16 protein-coding genes are annotated in these 20,809 nt (G+C 36.6%); 13 read left to right on the top strand and 3 right to left on the bottom strand.

The features are described from left to right. The first annotated feature begins 95 nt into the window (after positions 1-95). The 11 genes from ABD814_RS06055 to lplA all read left to right on the top strand — a co-directional run bounded on the left by ABD814_RS06055 (position 96) and on the right by lplA (position 14,888). Positions 96-767: a YesL family protein gene (locus ABD814_RS06055; RefSeq protein WP_344911341.1), complete on the top strand. Its 672-nt coding sequence runs from the start codon at positions 96-98 to the stop codon at positions 765-767. 12 nt (positions 768-779) lie between these two features. Continuing rightward, entirely contained in the window at positions 780-2,114 is a 1,335-nt protein-coding gene (locus tag ABD814_RS06060) for a DUF4340 domain-containing protein (RefSeq protein ID WP_344911343.1), read from the top strand. A gap of 244 nt (positions 2,115-2,358) precedes the next feature. After that, the gene (locus ABD814_RS06065) at positions 2,359-3,372 is read left to right on the top strand and encodes an ABC transporter permease (RefSeq protein WP_344911345.1); all 1,014 of its coding nucleotides are present in this window, start codon (positions 2,359-2,361) and stop codon (positions 3,370-3,372) included. A gap of 48 nt (positions 3,373-3,420) precedes the next feature. Next, positions 3,421-4,305 (top strand): carbohydrate ABC transporter permease, encoded by an 885-nt coding sequence (locus tag ABD814_RS06070; protein ID WP_344911347.1) that lies wholly within the window; start codon positions 3,421-3,423, stop codon positions 4,303-4,305. A gap of 50 nt (positions 4,306-4,355) precedes the next feature. Beyond that, complete coding sequence (locus ABD814_RS06075) at positions 4,356-6,062, top strand: ABC transporter substrate-binding protein (protein WP_344911349.1); 1,707 nt, start codon at positions 4,356-4,358, stop codon at positions 6,060-6,062. 111 nt (positions 6,063-6,173) lie between these two features. Then, the gene (locus tag ABD814_RS06080) at positions 6,174-8,204 is read left to right on the top strand and encodes a beta-galactosidase (RefSeq protein WP_344911350.1); all 2,031 of its coding nucleotides are present in this window, start codon (positions 6,174-6,176) and stop codon (positions 8,202-8,204) included. Positions 8,205-8,228: 24 nt separating this feature from the next. Further along, complete coding sequence (gene yicI / locus ABD814_RS06085) at positions 8,229-10,544, top strand: alpha-xylosidase (RefSeq protein ID WP_344911352.1); 2,316 nt, start codon at positions 8,229-8,231, stop codon at positions 10,542-10,544. A gap of 80 nt (positions 10,545-10,624) precedes the next feature. Continuing rightward, positions 10,625-11,239 (top strand): hypothetical protein, encoded by a 615-nt coding sequence (locus ABD814_RS06090; protein ID WP_344911354.1) that lies wholly within the window; start codon positions 10,625-10,627, stop codon positions 11,237-11,239. 25 nt (positions 11,240-11,264) lie between these two features. Continuing rightward, positions 11,265-12,797 (top strand): glycoside hydrolase family 43 protein, encoded by a 1,533-nt coding sequence (locus tag ABD814_RS06095; protein ID WP_344911356.1) that lies wholly within the window; start codon positions 11,265-11,267, stop codon positions 12,795-12,797. Positions 12,798-13,088: 291 nt separating this feature from the next. Beyond that, the gene (locus tag ABD814_RS06100; protein WP_015009517.1) at positions 13,089-13,823 is read left to right on the top strand and encodes an MBL fold metallo-hydrolase; all 735 of its coding nucleotides are present in this window, start codon (positions 13,089-13,091) and stop codon (positions 13,821-13,823) included. Between the two features lie 69 nt (positions 13,824-13,892). Then, entirely contained in the window at positions 13,893-14,888 is a 996-nt protein-coding gene (gene lplA, locus ABD814_RS06105; protein WP_344911362.1) for a lipoate--protein ligase, read from the top strand. Between the two features lie 160 nt (positions 14,889-15,048). Here lplA and ABD814_RS06110 read toward each other — a convergent pair whose 3' ends face one another. The 3 genes from ABD814_RS06110 to ABD814_RS06120 all read right to left on the bottom strand — a co-directional run bounded on the left by ABD814_RS06110 (position 15,049) and on the right by ABD814_RS06120 (position 19,322). Further along, on the bottom strand, positions 15,049-16,476 hold the full coding sequence (locus ABD814_RS06110) for a restriction endonuclease subunit S (RefSeq protein ID WP_344911363.1): 1,428 nt from the start codon (positions 16,474-16,476) through the stop codon (positions 15,049-15,051). Between the two features lie 32 nt (positions 16,477-16,508). Continuing rightward, positions 16,509-18,566: a type I restriction-modification system subunit M gene (locus ABD814_RS06115; protein ID WP_344911365.1), complete on the bottom strand. Its 2,058-nt coding sequence runs from the start codon at positions 18,564-18,566 to the stop codon at positions 16,509-16,511. A 369-nt stretch (positions 18,567-18,935) separates the two neighbouring features. Beyond that, positions 18,936-19,322: a YhjD family protein gene (locus ABD814_RS06120; protein ID WP_344911366.1), complete on the bottom strand. Its 387-nt coding sequence runs from the start codon at positions 19,320-19,322 to the stop codon at positions 18,936-18,938. A 241-nt stretch (positions 19,323-19,563) separates the two neighbouring features. On the opposite strand from ABD814_RS06120, the gene ABD814_RS06125 reads away from it, so the two are divergent. Next, positions 19,564-19,995 carry a lipocalin-like domain-containing protein gene (locus ABD814_RS06125; protein ID WP_344911368.1) on the top strand — a complete coding sequence of 144 codons (432 nt, stop codon included), beginning with the start codon at positions 19,564-19,566 and terminating at the stop codon, positions 19,993-19,995. A gap of 106 nt (positions 19,996-20,101) precedes the next feature. Further along, positions 20,102-20,776: a TVP38/TMEM64 family protein gene (locus tag ABD814_RS06130; RefSeq protein ID WP_344911369.1), complete on the top strand. Its 675-nt coding sequence runs from the start codon at positions 20,102-20,104 to the stop codon at positions 20,774-20,776. Positions 20,777-20,809: the final 33 nt, after the last annotated feature.

A 20,809-nucleotide genomic window follows, 5' to 3' on the forward strand; every position in this document is an offset into this window, starting at 1 on the left:
AAGTTTTTTTGTGTTAAAAGGCTATATATCAATAAAAACGAAGGTTTTTACTATAAAACTTTAGACAATACGTAAATTTAAGTAGGAGAGAAAAAATGAGTAAATCAATCATTGAGCGACCAATTTATCAAATCATCAATTATATTTATGCTTTTTTCATGACAAATTTATATTTCTTATTATTAATCAGTCCATTCATCATGGTTTATTATTTAGCAGAATTCACTGTTCAAAATATATTACTCTATTATGTTACCTTAATCCCATTTGGACCAGCATTTGCAGCATTGTTAAAAACGATGGATAAATTGATTAGTGATAAAGCCATTCGTCCAACCGCTGATTTTTGGCAGTTTTTTGTGCAAAATTTTAAAGTGTCGATTAAATATTGGTTGATTCAGTGGACGATTTTAGTCATTTTAATCATTGATATTTACTATGCCAATTTAAATATACCTTCATTATCAATTGTTTTTCTGATTTTTATTTTATTTTTCTTACTGTTAATGTTATACACCTTCCCGATTTTAACGCGTTTTGAGGTAAAGATGAAAAACTTGTTCGTTGTTTCGATCTACTCGATGTTTCGTTATTTAAAAGTAACCTTACTAAATGCAACGACATTGATTGCTTTTGGAATTATTTATTATGCTGTTCCAGGAATTACGGTACTGTTTTTTATGAGCTTAATCTGTTTCTTTATCATGTATAATCTACAGTCAGTTTTTAAGCTGTTAGAAGCTCAATTTTTAAATCAAGAAAAATAAAGAGGTGCTAAAATGAACCGTTTATCTAGAAAAGTTAAAATAATTTTTGCCCTTAGTTTGACCATAGTATTAGCCATTCTAATTTGGCAGTTTCCATTTGAAGAAAGTGAAGGGGAAGCCGAACATCGTTTTATCGATCAAGAAAAACAAGTCGATAAAATTACGATTCAAAGCGAACAAAGTTTTACAATTGAAAAAGAAGGCCAAGATTGGCGTGTTGTTGATCGATTAGAAACGACAAATCACCAAGCGGTTGAACAAGGACTCGAACGGTTGAAGCAATGGAGTGGTGAGCAGGTTGATGTGAAACGAAAAGATGTCGGTTTAGATGTGCCATTCTTGAGTCTTCGAGTTGATTACGATGATGCTACAGAGAGCCGACTTATGATCGGTCAACTCGATGCAAGTGGAGAGAATTTTTACATCGAGGATCGTCAACAAGAAGCGATTTATTTAGTTGAGCGTTCATTAATTGAAGCTTTCCCGTTTTACGTTCAAGCCTTTCTTGATACGTCATTGCTACCTTGGTCAGCAAGTGAAGTTGAGACGATTTTGATTGATAATGGGACAGAAATGATTCATTTAACAAAAAATAACCCTTACCCAGAAGAAGAAACTCGGGCAAATTTAACAGGGTGGTTAATTGAAGCACCTTATCAACATTATCATCATACGACTTATTCAATTATGGAGAAGCTTCTACAAAGTGTTCAGTCATTTCAAATGTTGGAGTTAATTGATGATAATGTATCTGATTGGTCAGCTTATGGTTTAGAGTCGAGTCAATTTACGATTGAGTTGATTACTGCGAATGATCATATCAAGTTTTTAATTGGTGCACCAGCATCAGGGCAAAGTTATTTTGCTCGAATCGAAGGAGAAAATCAAGTTTTCACCTTATCAAATCAATTATTAGAGGCATTTAGTTATCAAGCTAAAAATTATCATGATGGTTATGTCAAATTATTAGCGCTTGATGTTATGAATCAGTTGAGTATAAAATCTGATCAGTTAACGGTAGATATTGAGATCGACCAGATTGATCAAGAGCTGACTGAATTCAAAGTCGATGGTCAATTACTTGATGAATCAGAGTGGCGTGACGCATATAAGTTGCTTGCAGGCTTACGTACATCAGGTGTTGCGATTGATAAGCCAGCTCAAGAAGCAGATGTTGTGATTACGTCGACGATTGTTCATGATCAAGGCGAAAAAGAAGTCACACTAGAGTTTGTCGATTATAGTGATGAATATTATGCGGTTTATCTTGATCAAGTGAGTGATTTTTTAGTTGAGAAAATAGCTGTTGAAGAAGCGCTTGCTGAGATTGAGGCTGTGTTGAACTAGTTTTAAAAGTAGGCATGGAAAGTTAACTCCATTTCTGTGCTTTTTTTTATTGTCATAATCTGAGGTTGTTGAGTGATTTGATCTCATTTTAATCACTTGATTTTCCCCTAATTACAGAAGGTCTCCTTTTGAATGGTTTTTATGTCTTGATATGACTGTTTTAATTGAAAGCGGTTACTTATATAATTAAATTAACTTAAGAAAGTAAGTATGAAATCCAGATCACAAGAGGGAGAGAGAAAAAATGAGCGGTAATTTATCACCAGTTACTCCACAGACAAGTACACCTACAGCACCGATGATTGGCCAAACTGGTAAAAAGGGGAATCGATCAGATTATTCACCAGGGAAAAAGAATTTTTGGCAGAAAATAACCAAACAAAAAGCACTATTATTGATGTCTTTACCTTTCGTTATCTGGCTAATTGTCTTCCGTTATATTCCTGTTCTAGGGTGGACGATGGCATTTCAAGATTACAAACCACAAAACTCTTTTTTCGAGCAAACGTGGGTTGGCTTAAAACACTTTAGAGATTTATTTAATGAACCAACTTTTTATCGCGCGTTAGAAAATACGTTGGGTATGGGGATTTTAGGAATTTTATTTGGAACAACTGCAGCAATTTTGTTTGCTTTATTGTTAAATGAAATGCGGTTAGTTCGGTTTAAAAAATTAACCCAAACCATTTCTTATTTACCCCACTTTGTATCATGGGTAATCGTTGCGAATATAGTCATTACAATGCTGTCAATTAGCGGACCAATTAATAATCTTTTAATGTCAATCGGTTTAATTGATAATCCAATCAATTTTATGGCGAAGCCAAACATGTTTTGGGGTGTTGTAACGGCTGCAGAAGTTTGGAAATCAACGGGTTGGAATGCGATTATTTATTTTGCGGCGATGGCGGGCGTTGATCCGCAACTTTATGAGGCAGCTAAAGTGGATGGCGCTTCAAGATGGCGTCAAATGTGGCATATTACTTTGCCTAGTATCCGTCCAGTCATTATCGTGCTATTAATCTTAAATATTGGTAACTTGATCAATATCGGCTTTGAGAAACAAATGCTTCTTGGAAATAATATTGTGATGGAACGGGCGTTAGTAATCGATCTTTATGCACTGAATTATGGGATTGGGATGTTCCGCTACTCATTTGGTACCGCGATAGGGATCTTTAAATCAGTCATTAGTGTCGTATTAATCTTAATTGCTAATACGTTTGCCCGAAAGATCGGCGAAGGTCGCGTATTTTAAGTTACATTTGATGAATGATTGGAGAGATTGTAGAAATGAGGCGAGATGATGAAAAAACGAAAAATTACTTTATTTGATGTTTTATTATTCGTATTGATGGTCGGTGTAATCGTTATTACACTTTATCCGTTTTTAAATATACTTGCGATTTCGTTGAATGATGCAACAGATACCGCGCGTGGTGGTCTGCATATTTTCCCTAGACAGTTTACTTGGGCAAACTATCAAGAAATTTTTGGTGGGACAGCAAATCTTGGGGCTGCCTTTGGGATGTCAGTACTAAGAACGATTGTTGGAACATTGACTGGTATTATTGCTAGTACAATGCTAGCTTACACACTGAGTAGAAGAGATTACATCTTAAATGCACCAATTAGCTTTATTCTTGTTCTGACTATGTTTATTAGTGGGGGACTAATCCCTGAATATATGTTAATTCGCGAACTCGGTCTAATGAATAATTTCCTTGTCTATATTTTGCCGATGTTACTTAATGCATTTAATGTAATTGTGATTCGCTCATTTATGGATGGTATTCCGATTGCTTTAACTGAATCAGCAAAAATCGATGGAGCAAATGATTTTACGATCTTTTGGAAAATTATTATCCCATTGAGTCTCCCTGTTATTGCAACGATCTCACTTTTTTTAGCTGTTGGACAGTGGAATAGTTGGTTCGATACGTATTTATACGCACGTGGGAATGCAAATTTATCGACATTACAGTTTGAACTGATGAAGATTCTTGATAATACCAATATTCAATCGGGTGATGTGACCTCTGCTAATGCTGAAATCATTGCGAGAAAGACAAACCCGCAGTCGATTCAAATGGCAATTACAATTATTGCGACAGTACCCATTTTAGTTGTTTATCCATTCTTGCAACGTTATTTTGTAACAGGATTAACGTTAGGTGCAGTTAAATCATGATATTAATGAAAATTAATATAAATATTTTTTAAAAAATGGAGGGTAAAATTATGAAGAAACGCTTATCAGTTTTGTGGTTATTAATCATTGCTGGAATCTTAATATTTACGGCTTGTAGTAATGGTAGTGACTCTGTAGACGGTGAAAAAGACACAGATGAACCAGGTACGTCAGAGGATAATTCAAAAGACATACCAGCCGAACCTGTGACACTTACCTTTTATAATGAGGATGGTGAAGAGAAGCCATTTGATGATCCGGTTGCCCAAAAAATTACAGAGAAAACAGGAGTTATCCTAGACATTGACTATCCTGTTGGTGGAAGTGATGAAACCGTTCCGCTGATGATTGCTAGTGGTGATTATCCGGATTTAATTTTTGCTAAAGGTGATATTTCAATGCTGATTGAAGCCGGTGGGGTAATAAAATTAGATGATTTGATCGAAGAGCGTGGTGACAACCTAAAAGCGATGTATGGTGATCAAATTGATCGACTCCGAAATTCATTAGATGACCCGAGCATTTATCAAGTTGGAACTTTTGGTGTTCATGATGTACCTCTTGAAACATCAGGGACATTTCAAATTCAACTAGAGGTTTTAAGAGAATTGGGTTATCCTGAAATTACAACGCTAGAAGAGTTTGAAGCAGCTTTAACAGAGTATGCTGAGATGTATCCTGAAATAAATGGTGAAAAGACATTACCATTATCTCTACTAGGGAGTGATTGGCGTTGGCTGATCACAGTTGGTAACCCGGCTGGATTTGCTGGAGGTTATCCAGATGATGGTCAGTGGTCTGTTGATACGAATACAGGAGAAACGGTTTATAAATTCCTTGAGCCTGAGTATCGTGAATACTTTAAATGGTTGAATGGTATGAATGCAAAGGGATTACTTGATCCTGAATCATTTACGCATACGTATGATACGTATATTTCAAAAATTTCATCTGGTCGTGTTTTAAGTGTGGCAGACCAAGATTGGAACCTGTATGATGCGCGCTATGCTTTAATTGATGCGGGTATGGAAGAACGTACTTTTGCTCCACTTCCAGTTACGTTAAGTGAAGACCATATTCATCATGGCTTAATGGATTACGGTTTTGCTGGTGGTTGGGGAATTGCCATTTCTTCGACATCAGAGCACCAAGAACTCGCATTTGATTTCCTTGATTGGATGGCTTCAGAAGAGGCGCAAATTCTAATTAACTGGGGTATCGAAGGTGAGCACTATGAAATTGTTGATGGTCAACGTGTCTTATTTGAAGAAACACGTCACAGTATGAATACAGATGGAGACTTTTCAAGAAATTCTGGTGTAGGTTATTATATTTATCCATTCCCGAACTGGGGAACGGCTGCTGTTGATTCAAACGGTCAGTCAATTACAGTTAATACGAGAGAACAAGTCGTTGCGAATCAATTAGATGTTGAAAAAGAAGTTTTATCTGAATATGGGATGGAGCTCTGGATTGATTGGTTCCCACAACAAGACGAATTACAACGATCGAATCATGGTGCTGCCTATAACTTCTCGATTCCGGCTGGATCAGACTTACAAATCATTCAGCAACGTCTAGATGATATTACGGAAACGCGAATTACTCAAGCGGTTCTGGCAGATCCAGCTGAATTTGATGCACTTTGGGATGCAATGGTAGTTGAAATGGAAGAAGCAGGTGCTGAACAAGCAAATGAAGAAATGACTAAATTGACACAAAACATTCTCGAGTTATGGAGTGGTGACGTCGAATAAAACAAACACTATTTAGTGTGATAAAGTTAATGAATCATCGAGCCTGATTGGGAATCAGGCTCGAATTATTAATTGTAGCGGTAATTTACATAATATGCAAGGAGGTCAAGCATGCTTAGTAAAAAGTTAAATAAAATTTGGTACGGCGGAGATTACAACCCAGAACAATGGGACGAGGAAACTTGGCAAGAAGATAATCGGCTATTTAAGCTAGCTGGGATTGACATTGCTTCGGTTAATATTTTTGCTTGGGCATTGATTCAGCCAGATGAAGTGACCTATGACTTTTCAAACCTTGATCGAACGATCGATCGCTTGTATCAAGATGGTATTTATACTTGTTTAGCAACAAGTACAGCAGCACATCCAGCTTGGATGGCAAAAAGGTACCCAGATATTCGTCGGGTTGATTTTGAGGGGAGAAAGCGTAAATTTGGTGGACGTCATAATTCTTGTCCAAACAGTCCAACTTATTTGAAATATGCGAGTAAGTTAGCAGGAAAATTGGCCGAACACTATCAAGATCATCCAGCGGTTATTGCATGGCATGTGTCGAATGAGTATGGTGGCTACTGTTATTGTGATAATTGTGAAAAAGCTTTTCGGGTTTGGTTAAAGGATAAATATCGCACAATTGATCGAGTAAATACCGCTTGGAACACAGCATTTTGGGGTCATACTTTTTATGAATGGGATGAAATTGTTGCCCCTAATCTTTTGAGTGAGGAATGGGAAAATGGTAATAATACAAATTTCCAAGGGATTTCACTTGATTATCGTCGTTTCCAATCAGATAGTTTACTAGAAACGTATAAACTTGAAAGGGATCAGATTAAAAAGTACACACCTGAAATTCCAATTACAACAAACTTAATGGGGCTTTATCCAGAGTTAGATTATTTTAAATGGGGTAAAGAATTAGATGTTGTTTCATGGGATAACTATCCATCAATTGATACGCCAGTCAGTAAAATTGCCATGACACACGAACTGATGCGTGGATTGAAAAGTGGTCAACCATTTATGTTAATGGAACAAACACCATCTCAACAAAATTGGCAAGCCTATAATGCTTTAAAACGCCCTGGTGTGATGCGATTATGGAGTTGCCAAGCGATTGCCCACGGTGCGGATACAGTCCAGTTTTTTCAACTGCGTCGTTCACGTGGAGCAACGGAAAAGTTTCACGGTGCAGTGATCGCACATGTCGGTCATGAGCACACAAGAGTTTTTAATGAAGTGAAACAATTAGGCGAGGAACTAAAGCAGCTTGGCGATCAAATTATTGATAGTCGAACGAAGGCTAAAGTAGGGCTTGTATTTGATTATCAAAATCGTTGGGCGATTAATTTATCAAGTGGACCTTCAATCGCACTTGATTATGAAGCGGAAGTTCATAAATATTATCAAGCTTTTTATGACCTGAATATCCCTGTTGATATGGTTGGTGTTGAAGAAGATTTTAATCAATACGATCTTGTGATTGCACCAGTGCTGTACATGATGAGGGATGGTCTTGCTGATCGACTTAAAGCTTTTGTTAAAAATGGTGGGACATTTGTGACAACATTCTTAAGTGGGATTGTTGATGAAAATGATCTTGTTACATTGGGTGGTTATCCAGGTGAATTGAGGGAACTTGTTGGGATTTGGGCAGAAGAAATTGATGCATTAGAACCTTCAATTAAAAATGAGATTGTTTTTGAACAAACACATCTGAATTTGGAAGGACGCTATCAATGTAGCACGTTATTCGATTTAATCCATCCAGAAGGAGCAGAAGTTCTCGCCACATATGGTCACGACTTTTACCAAGGGATGCCTGTATTAACGAAAAATAAATATGGGCAAGGTTCAGCTTATTATGTCGCATCAAGCCCTGACCAAGCCTTTATTAATGATTTTGTCAAAACTTTAGCCACCGAGAATGAACTGACTGCATTGCTTGAGTCGGATCAAGGGGTTGAGATTGCGAGTCGAGAAAAGGGTGACCGACAATATCTTTTTGTCTTAAATCACAATGATCATCAAGCAAAGTTTTACCCGAAAGATCAGGTTTATCAAGACCTACTATCTGGTCAGGAATTTCAAGGTGAGGCAACAATTGCAGGACACGACGTACTTATTTTAGTTGAAAAATAATTAAAATAGAGAAGGAGAATTAAGATGAAATTTACAGATGGTAACTGGCTAGTAAGGGAAGGATACACGATTCATTTTCCAAGGTTAGTTTACGATGTGAAACAAGAAGAGCGGGCGCTAACACTATATGCCCCATGTAAATATATTAACCACCGTGGTGATACGTTAGATGGTCCGTTGTTAACAATTAAACTAACGGCACCACTTGAAGATGTAATTCGAGTTGAAACGTGGCACTATCAAGGTGAAAAGTTGAAATACCCAAATTTTGATGTTGCGAATGACAATTTGCCACTCGAAATTGATGAAACAGATCAACAACTCACATTTAACAGTGGTGAGCTTAACATTACAATTGATAAGGATCATTTCCGAATGCTGTTTGAAAATGCGCTTGGTGAATTAACTGTGCTTGATCAAAAGGGGCTTGCATGGATTGAAGCACCAGAAGACCAAACCTATATGCGCAGCCAGTTGAAATTGTCTGTTGGTGAGCATTTATATGGGTTAGGTGAACGATTCACACCGTTCGTTAAAAATGGTCAGTCCGTTGAGATTTGGAATGAAGATGGTGGCACAAGTTCAGAGCAATCGTATAAAAACGTTCCATTCTATTTATCAAGTAAAGGTTATGGTGTGTTTATTAATCATCCTGAAAAAGTCAGTTTAGAACTCGGTTCAGAGCTTGTCGCACGTTCGCAATTTAGTGTACCAGGAGAAAAACTCGATTATTATATCATTAATGGACCCACACCTAAAGATGTGATTCAGCGTTATACAACTTTAACAGGACGTCCAGCGCTCCCACCGGCATGGTCATTTGGGCTCTGGCTCTCAACATCATTTACGACAAATTATAATGAAGAAACAGTCAACCACTTTGTCGACGGGATGGCTGAGCGTGGAATTCCGTTAAGTGTGTTTCACTTTGATTGTTTCTGGATGGATGCGTTTGAATGGACGAGCTTTATTTGGGATCGGAAAAACTTCCCTGATCCAGAGGGAATGTTGAAACGATTAAAGGAAAAAGATCTAAAAATTTCAGTCTGGATTAATCCGTATATTGCGCAGAAGTCTCCACTGTTTGCTGAAGCACATGAAAAAGGGTATTTAATTAAAAAGCCGAATGGGGATACGTGGCAATGGGATCGTTGGCAGGCTGGAATGGGGATTGTTGATTTTACCAATCCAGAGGCTGCTAAATGGTATCAAGATCATTTAAGAGATTTAATGGCGATGGGTGTCGACTCATTTAAAACTGATTTTGGTGAGCGAATTCCGACTGACGTTGTTTATTATGATGGTTCAAATCCGGAAAAAATGCATAACTATTATTCTTATTTATTTAATCAGGTTGTTTTTGATGTCGTCGAGGAGGTTAAAGGTGAGCGTGAAGCCGTGTTGTTTGCCCGTTCATCAACTGCTGGAGGTCAGAAATTCCCTGTCCACTGGGGTGGAGATTGTGATTCAACTTATGAAGCAATGGCAGAGAGTTTACGAGGTGGCCTATCATTAACGACATCTGGCTTTGGGTATTGGAGTCACGATATTGGTGGCTTTGAAAACACAGCGACACCTGATGTGTTTAAGCGCTGGACTGCATTCGGTTTGCTATCAAGTCATAGCCGATTCCATGGCAGTACGTCATATCGAGTTCCATGGGAATTTGACGAAGAAGCGGTTGATGTTGCACGTCACTTTACGAAATTAAAAAATCAGCTCATGCCGTATATATACCGTCATGCGATTAAAAATCACGAAACCGGTATTCCAATGATGCGCCCAATGATTTTTGATTTTCCAAACGATCCGCTCTGTGAAACGTTGGATCGCCAATACATGTTTGGCGACGCCTTACTTGTGGCGCCAATTTTTAACGAAAAAGGTTTAGGGTCGTTTTATTTACCAGCTGGCAAATGGACGCACTTATTAACGGGTGAAGTAATTGAAGGTGGAACTTGGATTAAGGAAAACTATGATTACTTTAGCTTGCCGTTATTCGTGCGGGAAAATACGGTATTACCGATCGGTTCAAGTGATCTGAAGCCAGTTTACAACTATGGTGATGATGTGACACTTCGACTTTATCAGATTGAAGCAGGTGCGAAAGTTTCAACACCAATTTATAGTGCGGATGCAGAGTTGATCAAAACTTTTGACGTCACGAGAGAGGCGGAGCGTTTGATCATTAAAGTTGATCAAACGGAGACATCATTTAATCTCGAATTAATTGGTGTAACTGCTGTTAAAGACGTCACTTCAGGTGAAATGGAGACAACTGAAAGAGGCACGAAAGTAACTGTTCCATCAGGTATTGATACGATTACAATCACGCTTTAATCGGTAGTTAGGGTGTTGTGGAGAAAAGTGAGCAACGAATCGTTCGTTTGCTCACTTTTTTAAAAATGTGAGGTGGATAGATGGTTAAGCTAAGCGATCAACTAAAAGAGATGTCAGGAAAAGAAAGACTCGATTATTTGTGGGAATATTACAAGTGGCATTTGGTTAGCATCATTGTTTTGCTCCTGTTTGTTTGGTTGGCTATTGATGGTTTAGCTCGTAAAGGTGAAGAGCCAATTGGTGTGACCGTTATTAGTGAGGCAACACGTGATGTGGTTGAGACGTTAGAAATAGAGCTTGAAAGTCTTGATTATGGTGATTTTGGGATTTATTTTGAACATATTCAACATCAAGGTGGTATCATTGAAGAAAATGCTTATGAGTTAATCGAGCGTTTGGCGATGCGGATCGGTGTTGGCCAAATTGATCTTTTAGTTACTAATGATTTGTTTGCAGAGCAATTGATTGGTGAAGATATTTTTAGTCCGCTCGATCAGGTCCTATTAGATGAAACGGTCGATCTATTTATTGATGATGCCCTAGTTGTGAATGGTGTTTTATATGGGATCCCAACAGCGGATTTAGCTATTTTTAATCAATATGATGCTTATCAAGATACGTACTTGCTCGTGCCTGCTTCTGGGGAAAATAAACGAGAGACAGCACGACTTGTTGCCGATCTAGCTGATAAATAAACAATGAATAGAAAGAGTGTGAGAGATGAAGTTTAATAATCCGATTATTGCTGGGTTTTATCCAGACCCTAGTATTTGCAAAGTGAATGATGATTTCTACCTCGTAACAAGTACATTTGAATACTTCCCGGGTATTCCAATTTTCCATAGTAAAGATTTAGTCAACTGGTCACAAATTGGTCATTGTTTAACACGTGAAGAACAACTCCCGTTAGCTAATAGTCATAGTTCAGCTGGGATTTTTGCCCCGACAATTAGGTATCATGATGGTGTGTTTTATGTGATTACAACAAATATCACAGTCGGGAAAAATTTCTTTGTTACAGCGGAAGATCCTCGGGGTCCGTGGTCTGATCCGATTTGGTTAGATGATTGGCCGGGAATTGATCCATCATTATTATTTGATGATAATGGGGATGCTTATATTACAGGAAATGGTGATGGTGGATCAGTTGAAAAGCCAGGTATTTATCAAGCAAAAATTGATGTTCAGACTGGCAAGCTCTTATCGGAAAGAAGATATATTTATGAGGGGACTGGTGGAACAGCATCTCCAGAAGCGCCCCATCTATATAAGATAAATGATCTCTATTATTTAATGACCGCTGAAGGTGGAACAGAGTACGGACATATGGAGACGATCGCACGAAGCAATGATCCATTTGGTCCGTTTGAAGGCAACCCTAATGATCCGATTCTAACGCATCGAAGTTTAGATAGCCCGATCCATGCTACGGGGCATGCCGATCTAGTTGAATTAGATGATGGAAGTTGGTGGGGCGTTTTCTTAGCGATTCGACCAATCGGGTATCCAAGAAAACACCATATCGGCAGAGAAACGTTTTTAGCGCCGGTCGAATGGCAAGATGGCTGGCCAATTTTTGGTCAAAACGGCCGAGTTGCACTAGAAATGGAAGCGCCTCAACTGTTCAAGGGCTATGAGAAAAAGCCAGAGTCAAATTATCTATTTACATCGGATAAGCTTCATCAAGAGTTTAATTTTTTAAGAAACCCATACTCTAGCGACTGGTCATTGACAGACAGAAAAGGCTGGCTGACATTGAATGGATCGGCAGTGACGTTAAACGACTTGGACTCACCAGCCTTTATTGGCAGACGCCAAACCGATCATGATTGTACTGTTGAGACGTACTTAGATTTCACACCGAAGAAGGATGATGAAGAAGCAGGGTTAGTTGCTTATATGAATCCGCGCTTCCACTATGAAATTGCTAAAGTAAGAGAAGCAAATCAACAGTATATTATTTTGCGGAAAACCCTAGCGGATTTAACTGTGATTGAGAAGAAAGTTTTATGTGACGCCGATCAAGTCATTCTAGGTGTGAAAGCAGATTCTTATCAGTACAAGTTCTATGTTAAAGAGCTAGTTAATGAAAAAGTTGTCAAGGAATATCAAATTGGCGAGGCCGAATGTGGCATGCTCGCAACCGAGGTAGCTGGCGGCTTTACCGGTGTTTATCTTGGAATGTATGCGACGGGTAATGGGAAAAAGTCAACCACCCCAGCCTATTTCAAGTGGTACAACTATCAAGCTTAATCATACGTGAAAAATAATGAGATGAGTTACAAAAAAGTGAGCAACGAATGGATCGTTGGCTCACTTTTTTTAGTGGAGTGATTAGCTTAGTGGCTAATCGTTCCCTCTCTAATGAAAATAAAAAGAGTCAGGGCACGATTAAGCGCTAATCATCGGATTTGAGCGATCAAAACATTCTGAACACCTATGATTAGACTTATCATTATGTAAAAATACAGTGTTTGACTGATTTTGATTTAGGGAATAATATAAAAATGACTATATGTTGATAAATTAGAAAGAGGCGATCGAATGAAAGTGACGGTTGTTGGGTTTTGGGGAGCTTATCCTGCGCAGGGTGAAGCAACCTCAAGTTATCTATTTGAAAAAGATGATTTTCGATTGTTAATTGATTGTGGGAGTGGAGCTTTAGCGCAACTGCCGAAATATATCGATCCATATGATCTTGATGCGGTTGTTTTGTCACATTATCACTCAGATCACATTGCCGATGTTGGAGTTTTGCAACATCTAATCAAAGTCCAAAATCAAATTCGTAATGAAGCACGCAACTTAAACATATATGGGCATGCTGAAAACCAATCAGCATTTGCCGAACTGACGAGTAGTCATACGACAGGGATCGCTTACCAACCGAACGAATCACTAAATTTAGGGCCATTTACGATTACATTTCTTAAAACGATTCATCCAGTTCCTTGCTATGCTATGCGAGTGACGGACGGAGCGAAAACAGTTGTCTATACAGCAGACTCGAGCTATCAAGATCAATTTATTCCGTTTAGCAATCATGCCGACCTACTCATTACGGATTGTAACTTTTATGAAGAACAGGATGGTTCAAAACCAGGCCATATGAATAGTAAGGAAGGCGCGCTAATTGCTGAAAAAGCTCAGGTGAAAACGTTGCTGCTTAGTCATCAACCTCATTTCTGGGATCGGAGCCAACTCGCTTCCGAAGCAAAAAAATATTATTCTGGAACAGTTCGATTGGCCAAATCAGGTTACCAGTGGCCCGAAACTTAGGCAGTTTAGTTGCTTTCAAAAAAATGTTTAAATAAAATAGAAATAGTAACTACTGTGAGGAGGATTTAAATGAAATTTATTGATAACCAAGGGATTACTGATCCATATATCAACCTTGCGATCGAAGAATATGTCCTAAATAATTTTGGTGAAGAGGATACATACTTACTATTCTACGTGAATCGTCCGTCAATTATTATCGGACGTAATCAGAATACAATCGAAGAAATTAACACGAAGTATGTTGAAGACAACGACATTAAGGTGGTGCGCAGGCTTTCAGGTGGTGGTGCTGTCTATCACGATGAAGGAAACTTGAACTTTAGCTTTATTACTAAAGACGATGGCGATAGTTTTCATAACTTCGCTAAATTTACTGACCCAATGGTCGAAGCACTAAATGCCTTGAATGTACCAGCAGCATTAGTCGGCCGGAATGACTTAGTTGCTGATGGCAGAAAAATTTCAGGTAACGCACAATTCACAACTCGTGGCCGGATGTTCAGTCACGGAACTTTAATGCTTGATTCAGAAATTGAACATGTCGTCTCTGCGTTAAACGTTAATGCCGAGAAGATCAAATCAAAAGGCATCAAATCGATCAGAAGCCGTGTCGCCAATATTGTTGAGTTTTTAGATGAAAAAATTACGATGGACGAGTTTAAAGAGCACATTCTTAAGTTCTTATTTGATGTTGAGGATATTAAAGATGTTCCACAATATAAACTAACTGAAGAAGATTGGGCGAATATCCATAAGATTTCCGAAGAACGCTATCAAAAATGGGAATGGAACTATGGAAAATCGCCAACATTTGATATTCAAAAAACACACAAATTCCCTGCAGGTCTTGTCGACGTGCGGATGGACGTATCAAAAGGAACGATCAAAGATTGTAAAATCTACGGTGACTTCTTCGGCGTCGGGGACGTAAAAATCATTGAAGAAAAACTAATCGGCACACAATACCGCCGTCAAGCATTAGAAGATGCACTAGCAGACATTGACGTGCCACACTACTTAGGGAAAATTTCAAGAGAAGAATTTATTGATTTGGTTTATTAATTGACATAAAATCAAGAATAGTAACCATTTTGTTAGTGAAAAAAGTCTAATTTTAAAGCTATATTTTAAATTGGTTTATAGTTTATATTTTTATTAATTCTCTAAAAAATAAAGCATAAATTCCCTAATTATAAAAATGCCAAGGGAATTTATGCTTATATTACTTACTTAAATTATATGAGTTTAAAACTTTTTTTGTAGTGTTAATAGCAGTTGATTCATCGTATTCAATAGCCCTTTCAACAGCTAGTTTTGTTATATTAATTAAACAATTTGATTGATCTCTTAGTTTAAAACTTTTATCTAATAAAGATGCAATTTTTTTCTGTTCTGTGTAATCAATTATTGGAATGACTACATTTTCTATTTCATCAACTCTCCAATGTAATATTATCGAACCACCTGCATCTCTTTCCGCTTGTTTTTGAACTAATTCTGAATTCAATAAAAGCATAAGATATTGTGGGATTATTTTTTCTTTGTTTTTAACTTTTAAATGTAATATTGCTGAAGATGTAATCAACTCCTCATCATTTCTTAACATATATGCAATCCCAACAGTTCCATCTTTAGAGAATAAAATATCTTCTTTTTTAGGTTTTAGATCATTTATTAACTGTTTATTTTCATTATAAAACTGAAGTGAAAGATTCTTCTCTGGTTTCTCTAATTGAAATTTACTATAATCTGACACACGTAAAAAAGGTATTCCTTCCTCTGAATAATTACTTGACCCAGGCTCAATTGATTTTGTTATATCTACTAAATTTATTAATTTATCATGATTTTGTGAAAGAATATAGTTTATCAATTGTTCGTACTTTGGTTGATAGTACTCTGCATCTAAGCGACCAAAAGAAAGAAAACTTTCTTTAAAACTCTTTATACTAGTTGGTTGATTATCAATTTGTAAATTTTGAATACCTAAGTTTTCTTTTAAAATATTTTCAGCTTGATTATAAAGAGTTTTTGATTCTTCTAAATTATTGAATGCTAAATAAGTAATTTTTTCAATTAGCTTATTGAACTTTTCGTTAAAACTAGGGATACGCATTTCCCTGAATTTTGCAGGACTAAAGTTTACTTGGTTACTGGCCATGGAGAATTTTTCTATTTCAATTCGTCCATATTTAGAGTTTAGATAAGCAACCAAAGTTGCGGAATTTATTAGTTTTTCTTTTGGTCTTATCTTAAATAAATATGATGCATAAGCAAACTCATATTCTTTGGGTACTAAGGCTGATTTTCCAACAAAATTGGGATTTCCATTAGTTCGACAAATAAGCACATCATTTTGTTTAAGTTTTAATGACTGGAAGGTTTTTTCATTAATAATATTACAAAATTTCTCTGGTTCCTTAATAAAAGCACTATCAAATTCATTTAAACGAAGAACAGGATAGCCTTCTCTGTTCTCATTTAAACCTTTAGATGTACCATACTGAGAAAAATCTATAATTTCTACACCTGAAAAATGTTCCTTTAATGGAAATGACCTTGCCGTATGGAACTCTGATTCGAGTCGCATAACTTCAGTATTATTTATTTCCGATAGGTTTATTTCATTTATACTAAGCCCCTTCAACATAGTATTATAATACTTCTCGTCAAAAGGGCTATTTACTTTCCCCAGAAAGAAAGTCCTTCTTTTTTTGCAAACTCAATAAATCCTTCTGCTATTCCATCTGCGGTTAATCCACCATGATTAAATAAATCATGCTTTACTATTAAATGACCATTATCATCTAACAAATACTCATTTAAATCTTTTGCCACATCATTGTAATTATCTGTTGGATTAGCTCCTCCATGGTTATATTGATTTGTATCTGGATAATCTTTTTTACGAACAAAAATTTTGTTTCCACTATTATCTTTACTTGGTTCTTGCATCGTTGCAAAGAAAATAGGATAATCCTCCTTTTTGGGACATAGTTCATCATGCCATTTCTGCACAAACAACACACTTGTTTTCGTACCCGTATGCGGTTCAAACACATTTCCGTGTAGTCCAACCACAGCTAAAATTCGACATTGATCTGCAATGTATTCTCGGATTCTTTTGTCACTAATATTATTAAACCTACCTTGTGGTAAAACAATTGCCATTCTACCGCCTGGTTTTAAGAAATCTAGGTTGCGCTCAATAAATAGAATATCTCGTACGACTTTATTTTTATATTTACCATCTGAATTCTTACCTAATTCATATTTTGAGATAATTCTACTTTCTTTTATATCACCAGCAAATGGTGGATTAGCCATAAGAATATCAAAATTAAAATCTTGATTACTATTTCTTTTCCGTCTTAATTTTTTTAGATTTCTCCATCCTTTAAAGTATATATCTTGCCATTTTTCATCATTTGTTCTTTCATCCCAACGCTCATAATCTAATGTGTTTAAATGAAGGACATTTGTTTGACCATCTCCAGCAATTAAATTTAATGTTCTTGCTACACGAACTGTTTTCTCATCAAAGTCAATTGCAAATACTTTATCTTCTACATAATCAATGCACCGTGAGGGTTTAATTTCTAATGTGAAGAGGTGGCTTTTATCTAATCCCTCTTCTTCTATTATCTGTTCCCAAACATGGAAAATTGTATGTACTGGAAATCCACTACTCCCCGCTGCTGTATCGATCATAGTTTCATGTTCTTGTGGATTCAACATTTTCACACACATATCAATAACATACCTAGGTGTAAAATACTGTCCTTTCTCTCCTTTACTACTTTTAGAAATTAGATATTCAAAAGCTTCATCAACTACCTCAAGATTTGAGTTAAATAACTTCACATCTTGTAATGATGATATACATATAGATAGGTGGGAGGGGGTGAGTGTTATTTGTGCATCATCAGTAAACACACCTTCCCACTTATTTTTTGCTCTATTAAATAATCCTTGTATCTTTTCTCTTAACTCACTTTCTGTATCCCCATAATTCCTAAATTCTAAATGGCGATTTCTATTTCTACCACTTTCCATTTCATCGTATAACTTTGTGAAAATTAATTTAAATACTTCCTCAAAAACATCAACACCTGCATTGGCTAGAACTTCATCCTCTAATTCTAAAATTAAATCTTTTAATGATTTACGTTCCAAAACGAGCTTATCTCTTTCAATTAAATCATTGATCGTCCAGCGTTCTTCTAGTATGTCAGAAAGCTTTTGATCAGCTCTTGGTATTCCAGGTATATCTTCAAAGTAATTCGGATCTTTCCGGTGATAATATGAAATTGATTCACCATTGCTCCAAATACCAATAGGTGCACCAGTTGCATTACAATAAGATTTTAACTGTTCTTTACCATCTTTTAATTTTGGTTTTTTTAGCTCTACTATTATATACGGAGATCTAGTTTGGATTTTATCAAAAATAACAATATCTGCTCGTTTTTTTTCTCTACCAAATGAAACAGGATATTCTACTTCCATTCTATCTTTTGGATATCCCATGTCTTTGATCAGTATGTTGATATATAATTGTCGTACAATTTCTTCAGGTGTTAGTTTAACGTCTTTTTTCCTAATTTGACAATTAAAATAAGGAACTAATTTACCGCGTACTTTTTTTGTGAAAATTCTTTTTTCAATTGTGTCTATCTTATCTTGACTAAATTGGGTTAACTTATAGTTCGAATCTTTTAGAATATCTGATAATTTCATTACTTGGACCCCTTCTCTTTAATTTCTTACTATATAATTATACTTGCTAATATATCATTTGTAAAAAACACATATAATTTTAAAGTGTTAGACTAGAGATATCGCTTCATGTGATATCAATTATTTTATCCTCAAAAATGGTGTTAGATGTACGTTATGTTTTTATAATTTAGGGTTAAATAACAGATTTATACTTATGGAGAGTACAAAATAATATCGCTTTATTTTCAACTGACAGATAAGGCTAATCTAGAAAAAACGTACCTAAAACACTGTTTAAAGCACTTTGCTATGATGGATTTTAATTTAATAAAAACAGATCCTAAAACAGAATGATCAACTCTATTATAAGGATCTGTTTTTATTTTTTTAAGATGAAACGGTAGAACCTTCACTCAAATAACTCTTCAACATCAATTCCTCTAAAATATGCTCAACCTTCTTCCGAATCGCTGGGTTGAAGTAATTCCGCTGTTCTTCGCGGTTTCGACAAATGAATAAATAGGCGGTAAATGTGTCGTTTCTTTCTAACGGGATGACTTTTAACTTTTGGTCGTACATATATTTCCGTAGTTGTTGGCGTTCGAGCATCGCTTCGTTCTCCATTTTCTTTAGTAAGACAAGATATGGTTCTTTTATTTTAAGACCTGCTCCTCGTTCGATGATTGCTAAGTCGCGTTGAATCACGGTAATTGCCATTGATAAGAACAGGAAGCGAGAGGCTAATTGGTATTCTTCGATTGTTAAATAGCGCATGGCTATCCTCCTCATGATGTTGTGGAACGTATGTTCTTATTATAGCCGAAATTTTTAAAAAAGAAAAGTGTTAATTCACTTTTTTAAAAGGGAAAAGGATTAGCGAGTAACTTTTTTACTTAAATGTACGTCTTGTAAAAGAAGGCTTAAGGCAAAGTGATCAGACTTAATTTATACCTCTTAGCCATGTGCTATAGTATAATAACGATAGAACGTAAGTTTTAAAAGGAGACGGTCTAACATGACAATCGCAAAACAAATATTAGGTACATCATGGCGTTTAGTTAGTTTTCAGTCTGAAGATAAATCTGGTCAACCGATCTATCCACTAGGAAAAGAAGCGACAGGTGTGATTATGTTTACTAATAATAAGCGAATGGCTGTACAGATTATGGCCTCTGACCCTGAAATTGCGCTTGATCAAGATTGGTTCGATCGACTCAATACTGAGTCAGAAAAAGAGATGGCTCAACTGGGTTATCATGCCTATTCAGGACGATTCGATTTAAATGAGGAAGAAGCAACGTTAACGACACATGTTGACCTTAGTGTAGTCGCTTCGTATGTTGGATCTGATCAAACCCGTTCGGCAAAAATTGACGGTGACAGACTCTATCTTTCCAATGTTAAACATCCAGAGCGCAAGCTTGTTTGGGAGAAAATCAACACGTAATTTTTAATGAGTCGGAGGGACTTATTTTCCAAGAAAAAAGGTTATTTTCACCTGTACTCAGGGAATAGTATTTAATAACGATCGAATAAAAAGGGGAGTGATCGTCTTGATCTTAACGATAGACAACTCGATAACGATGGAGCAAGTACGTGAACTCCTGGAAACGAATCAATATGATGCATTAATTGAGAGGTTACTCGTCTATTATGAAGGCTTAGGCCCGCTTCCAGGAATTGTTTTACCGTTTATTGAAGCGATCTTACCATTCTTGCCTTTGATGGCGATTGTTGTTACTAATGCAGCGGCTTACGGGTTGCTGGAAGGTTTTTTATATTCCTGGATTGGTGCATCGGTTGGAGCCATTACGGTATTTTGGGTGATTCGTCGCTTTCGCCATATTAAACTATTGGCGTGGATACATAGTCATCGTCAAGTGAGACGTGTGACAGGTTGGGTAGAGAGGCGTGGCTTTGGTCCGTTATTTATTTTATTATGTTTTCCATTTTCACCTTCTTCGATTATTAATCTAGTTGCCGCCTTATCTGGTGTCAGCTTCTTTCAGTTCGCTTTAGCGATTTTACTCGGCAAGGCAGTGATGATTTTTTCAATCGCTTATGTTGGTAGTAGTCTAACGTCATTCGCTGAAAATCCAGTTCGAACAATTTTAGTCGGGATTGGGATTACCCTGTTTTGGTTGTTAGGTAAGCAGATTGAGCACCGCATGCATAAAAGTGACGAAGAAGCAGAACGATTAGAAAAAGAAAGAGCTGAACAATCATGAAAAAAAGTTTCACTAGCTTAGTGGAGCTTTTTT

This window comes from Amphibacillus indicireducens, assembly GCF_039539605.1.
Lineage (GTDB): Bacteria > Bacillota > Bacilli > Bacillales > Amphibacillaceae > Amphibacillus > Amphibacillus indicireducens.

Bases quoted from the DNA above. Each gene is read 5' to 3' on its own strand.
- ABD814_RS06055 (WP_344911341.1), top strand. From the start codon at position 96: ATGAGTAAATCAATCATTGAGCGACCAATTTATCAAATCATCAATTAT.
- ABD814_RS06060 (WP_344911343.1), top strand. From the start codon at position 780: ATGAACCGTTTATCTAGAAAAGTTAAAATAATTTTTGCCCTTAGTTTG.
- ABD814_RS06065 (WP_344911345.1), top strand. From the start codon at position 2,359: ATGAGCGGTAATTTATCACCAGTTACTCCACAGACAAGTACACCTACA.
- ABD814_RS06070 (WP_344911347.1), top strand. From the start codon at position 3,421: ATGAAAAAACGAAAAATTACTTTATTTGATGTTTTATTATTCGTATTG.
- ABD814_RS06075 (WP_344911349.1), top strand. From the start codon at position 4,356: ATGAAGAAACGCTTATCAGTTTTGTGGTTATTAATCATTGCTGGAATC.
- ABD814_RS06080 (WP_344911350.1), top strand. From the start codon at position 6,174: ATGCTTAGTAAAAAGTTAAATAAAATTTGGTACGGCGGAGATTACAAC.
- yicI (WP_344911352.1), top strand. From the start codon at position 8,229: ATGAAATTTACAGATGGTAACTGGCTAGTAAGGGAAGGATACACGATT.
- ABD814_RS06090 (WP_344911354.1), top strand. From the start codon at position 10,625: ATGGTTAAGCTAAGCGATCAACTAAAAGAGATGTCAGGAAAAGAAAGA.
- ABD814_RS06095 (WP_344911356.1), top strand. From the start codon at position 11,265: ATGAAGTTTAATAATCCGATTATTGCTGGGTTTTATCCAGACCCTAGT.
- ABD814_RS06100 (WP_015009517.1), top strand. From the start codon at position 13,089: ATGAAAGTGACGGTTGTTGGGTTTTGGGGAGCTTATCCTGCGCAGGGT.
- lplA (WP_344911362.1), top strand. From the start codon at position 13,893: ATGAAATTTATTGATAACCAAGGGATTACTGATCCATATATCAACCTT.
- ABD814_RS06110 (WP_344911363.1), bottom strand. From the start codon at position 16,476: ATGTTGAAGGGGCTTAGTATAAATGAAATAAACCTATCGGAAATAAAT.
- ABD814_RS06115 (WP_344911365.1), bottom strand. From the start codon at position 18,566: ATGAAATTATCAGATATTCTAAAAGATTCGAACTATAAGTTAACCCAA.
- ABD814_RS06120 (WP_344911366.1), bottom strand. From the start codon at position 19,322: ATGCGCTATTTAACAATCGAAGAATACCAATTAGCCTCTCGCTTCCTG.
- ABD814_RS06125 (WP_344911368.1), top strand. From the start codon at position 19,564: ATGACAATCGCAAAACAAATATTAGGTACATCATGGCGTTTAGTTAGT.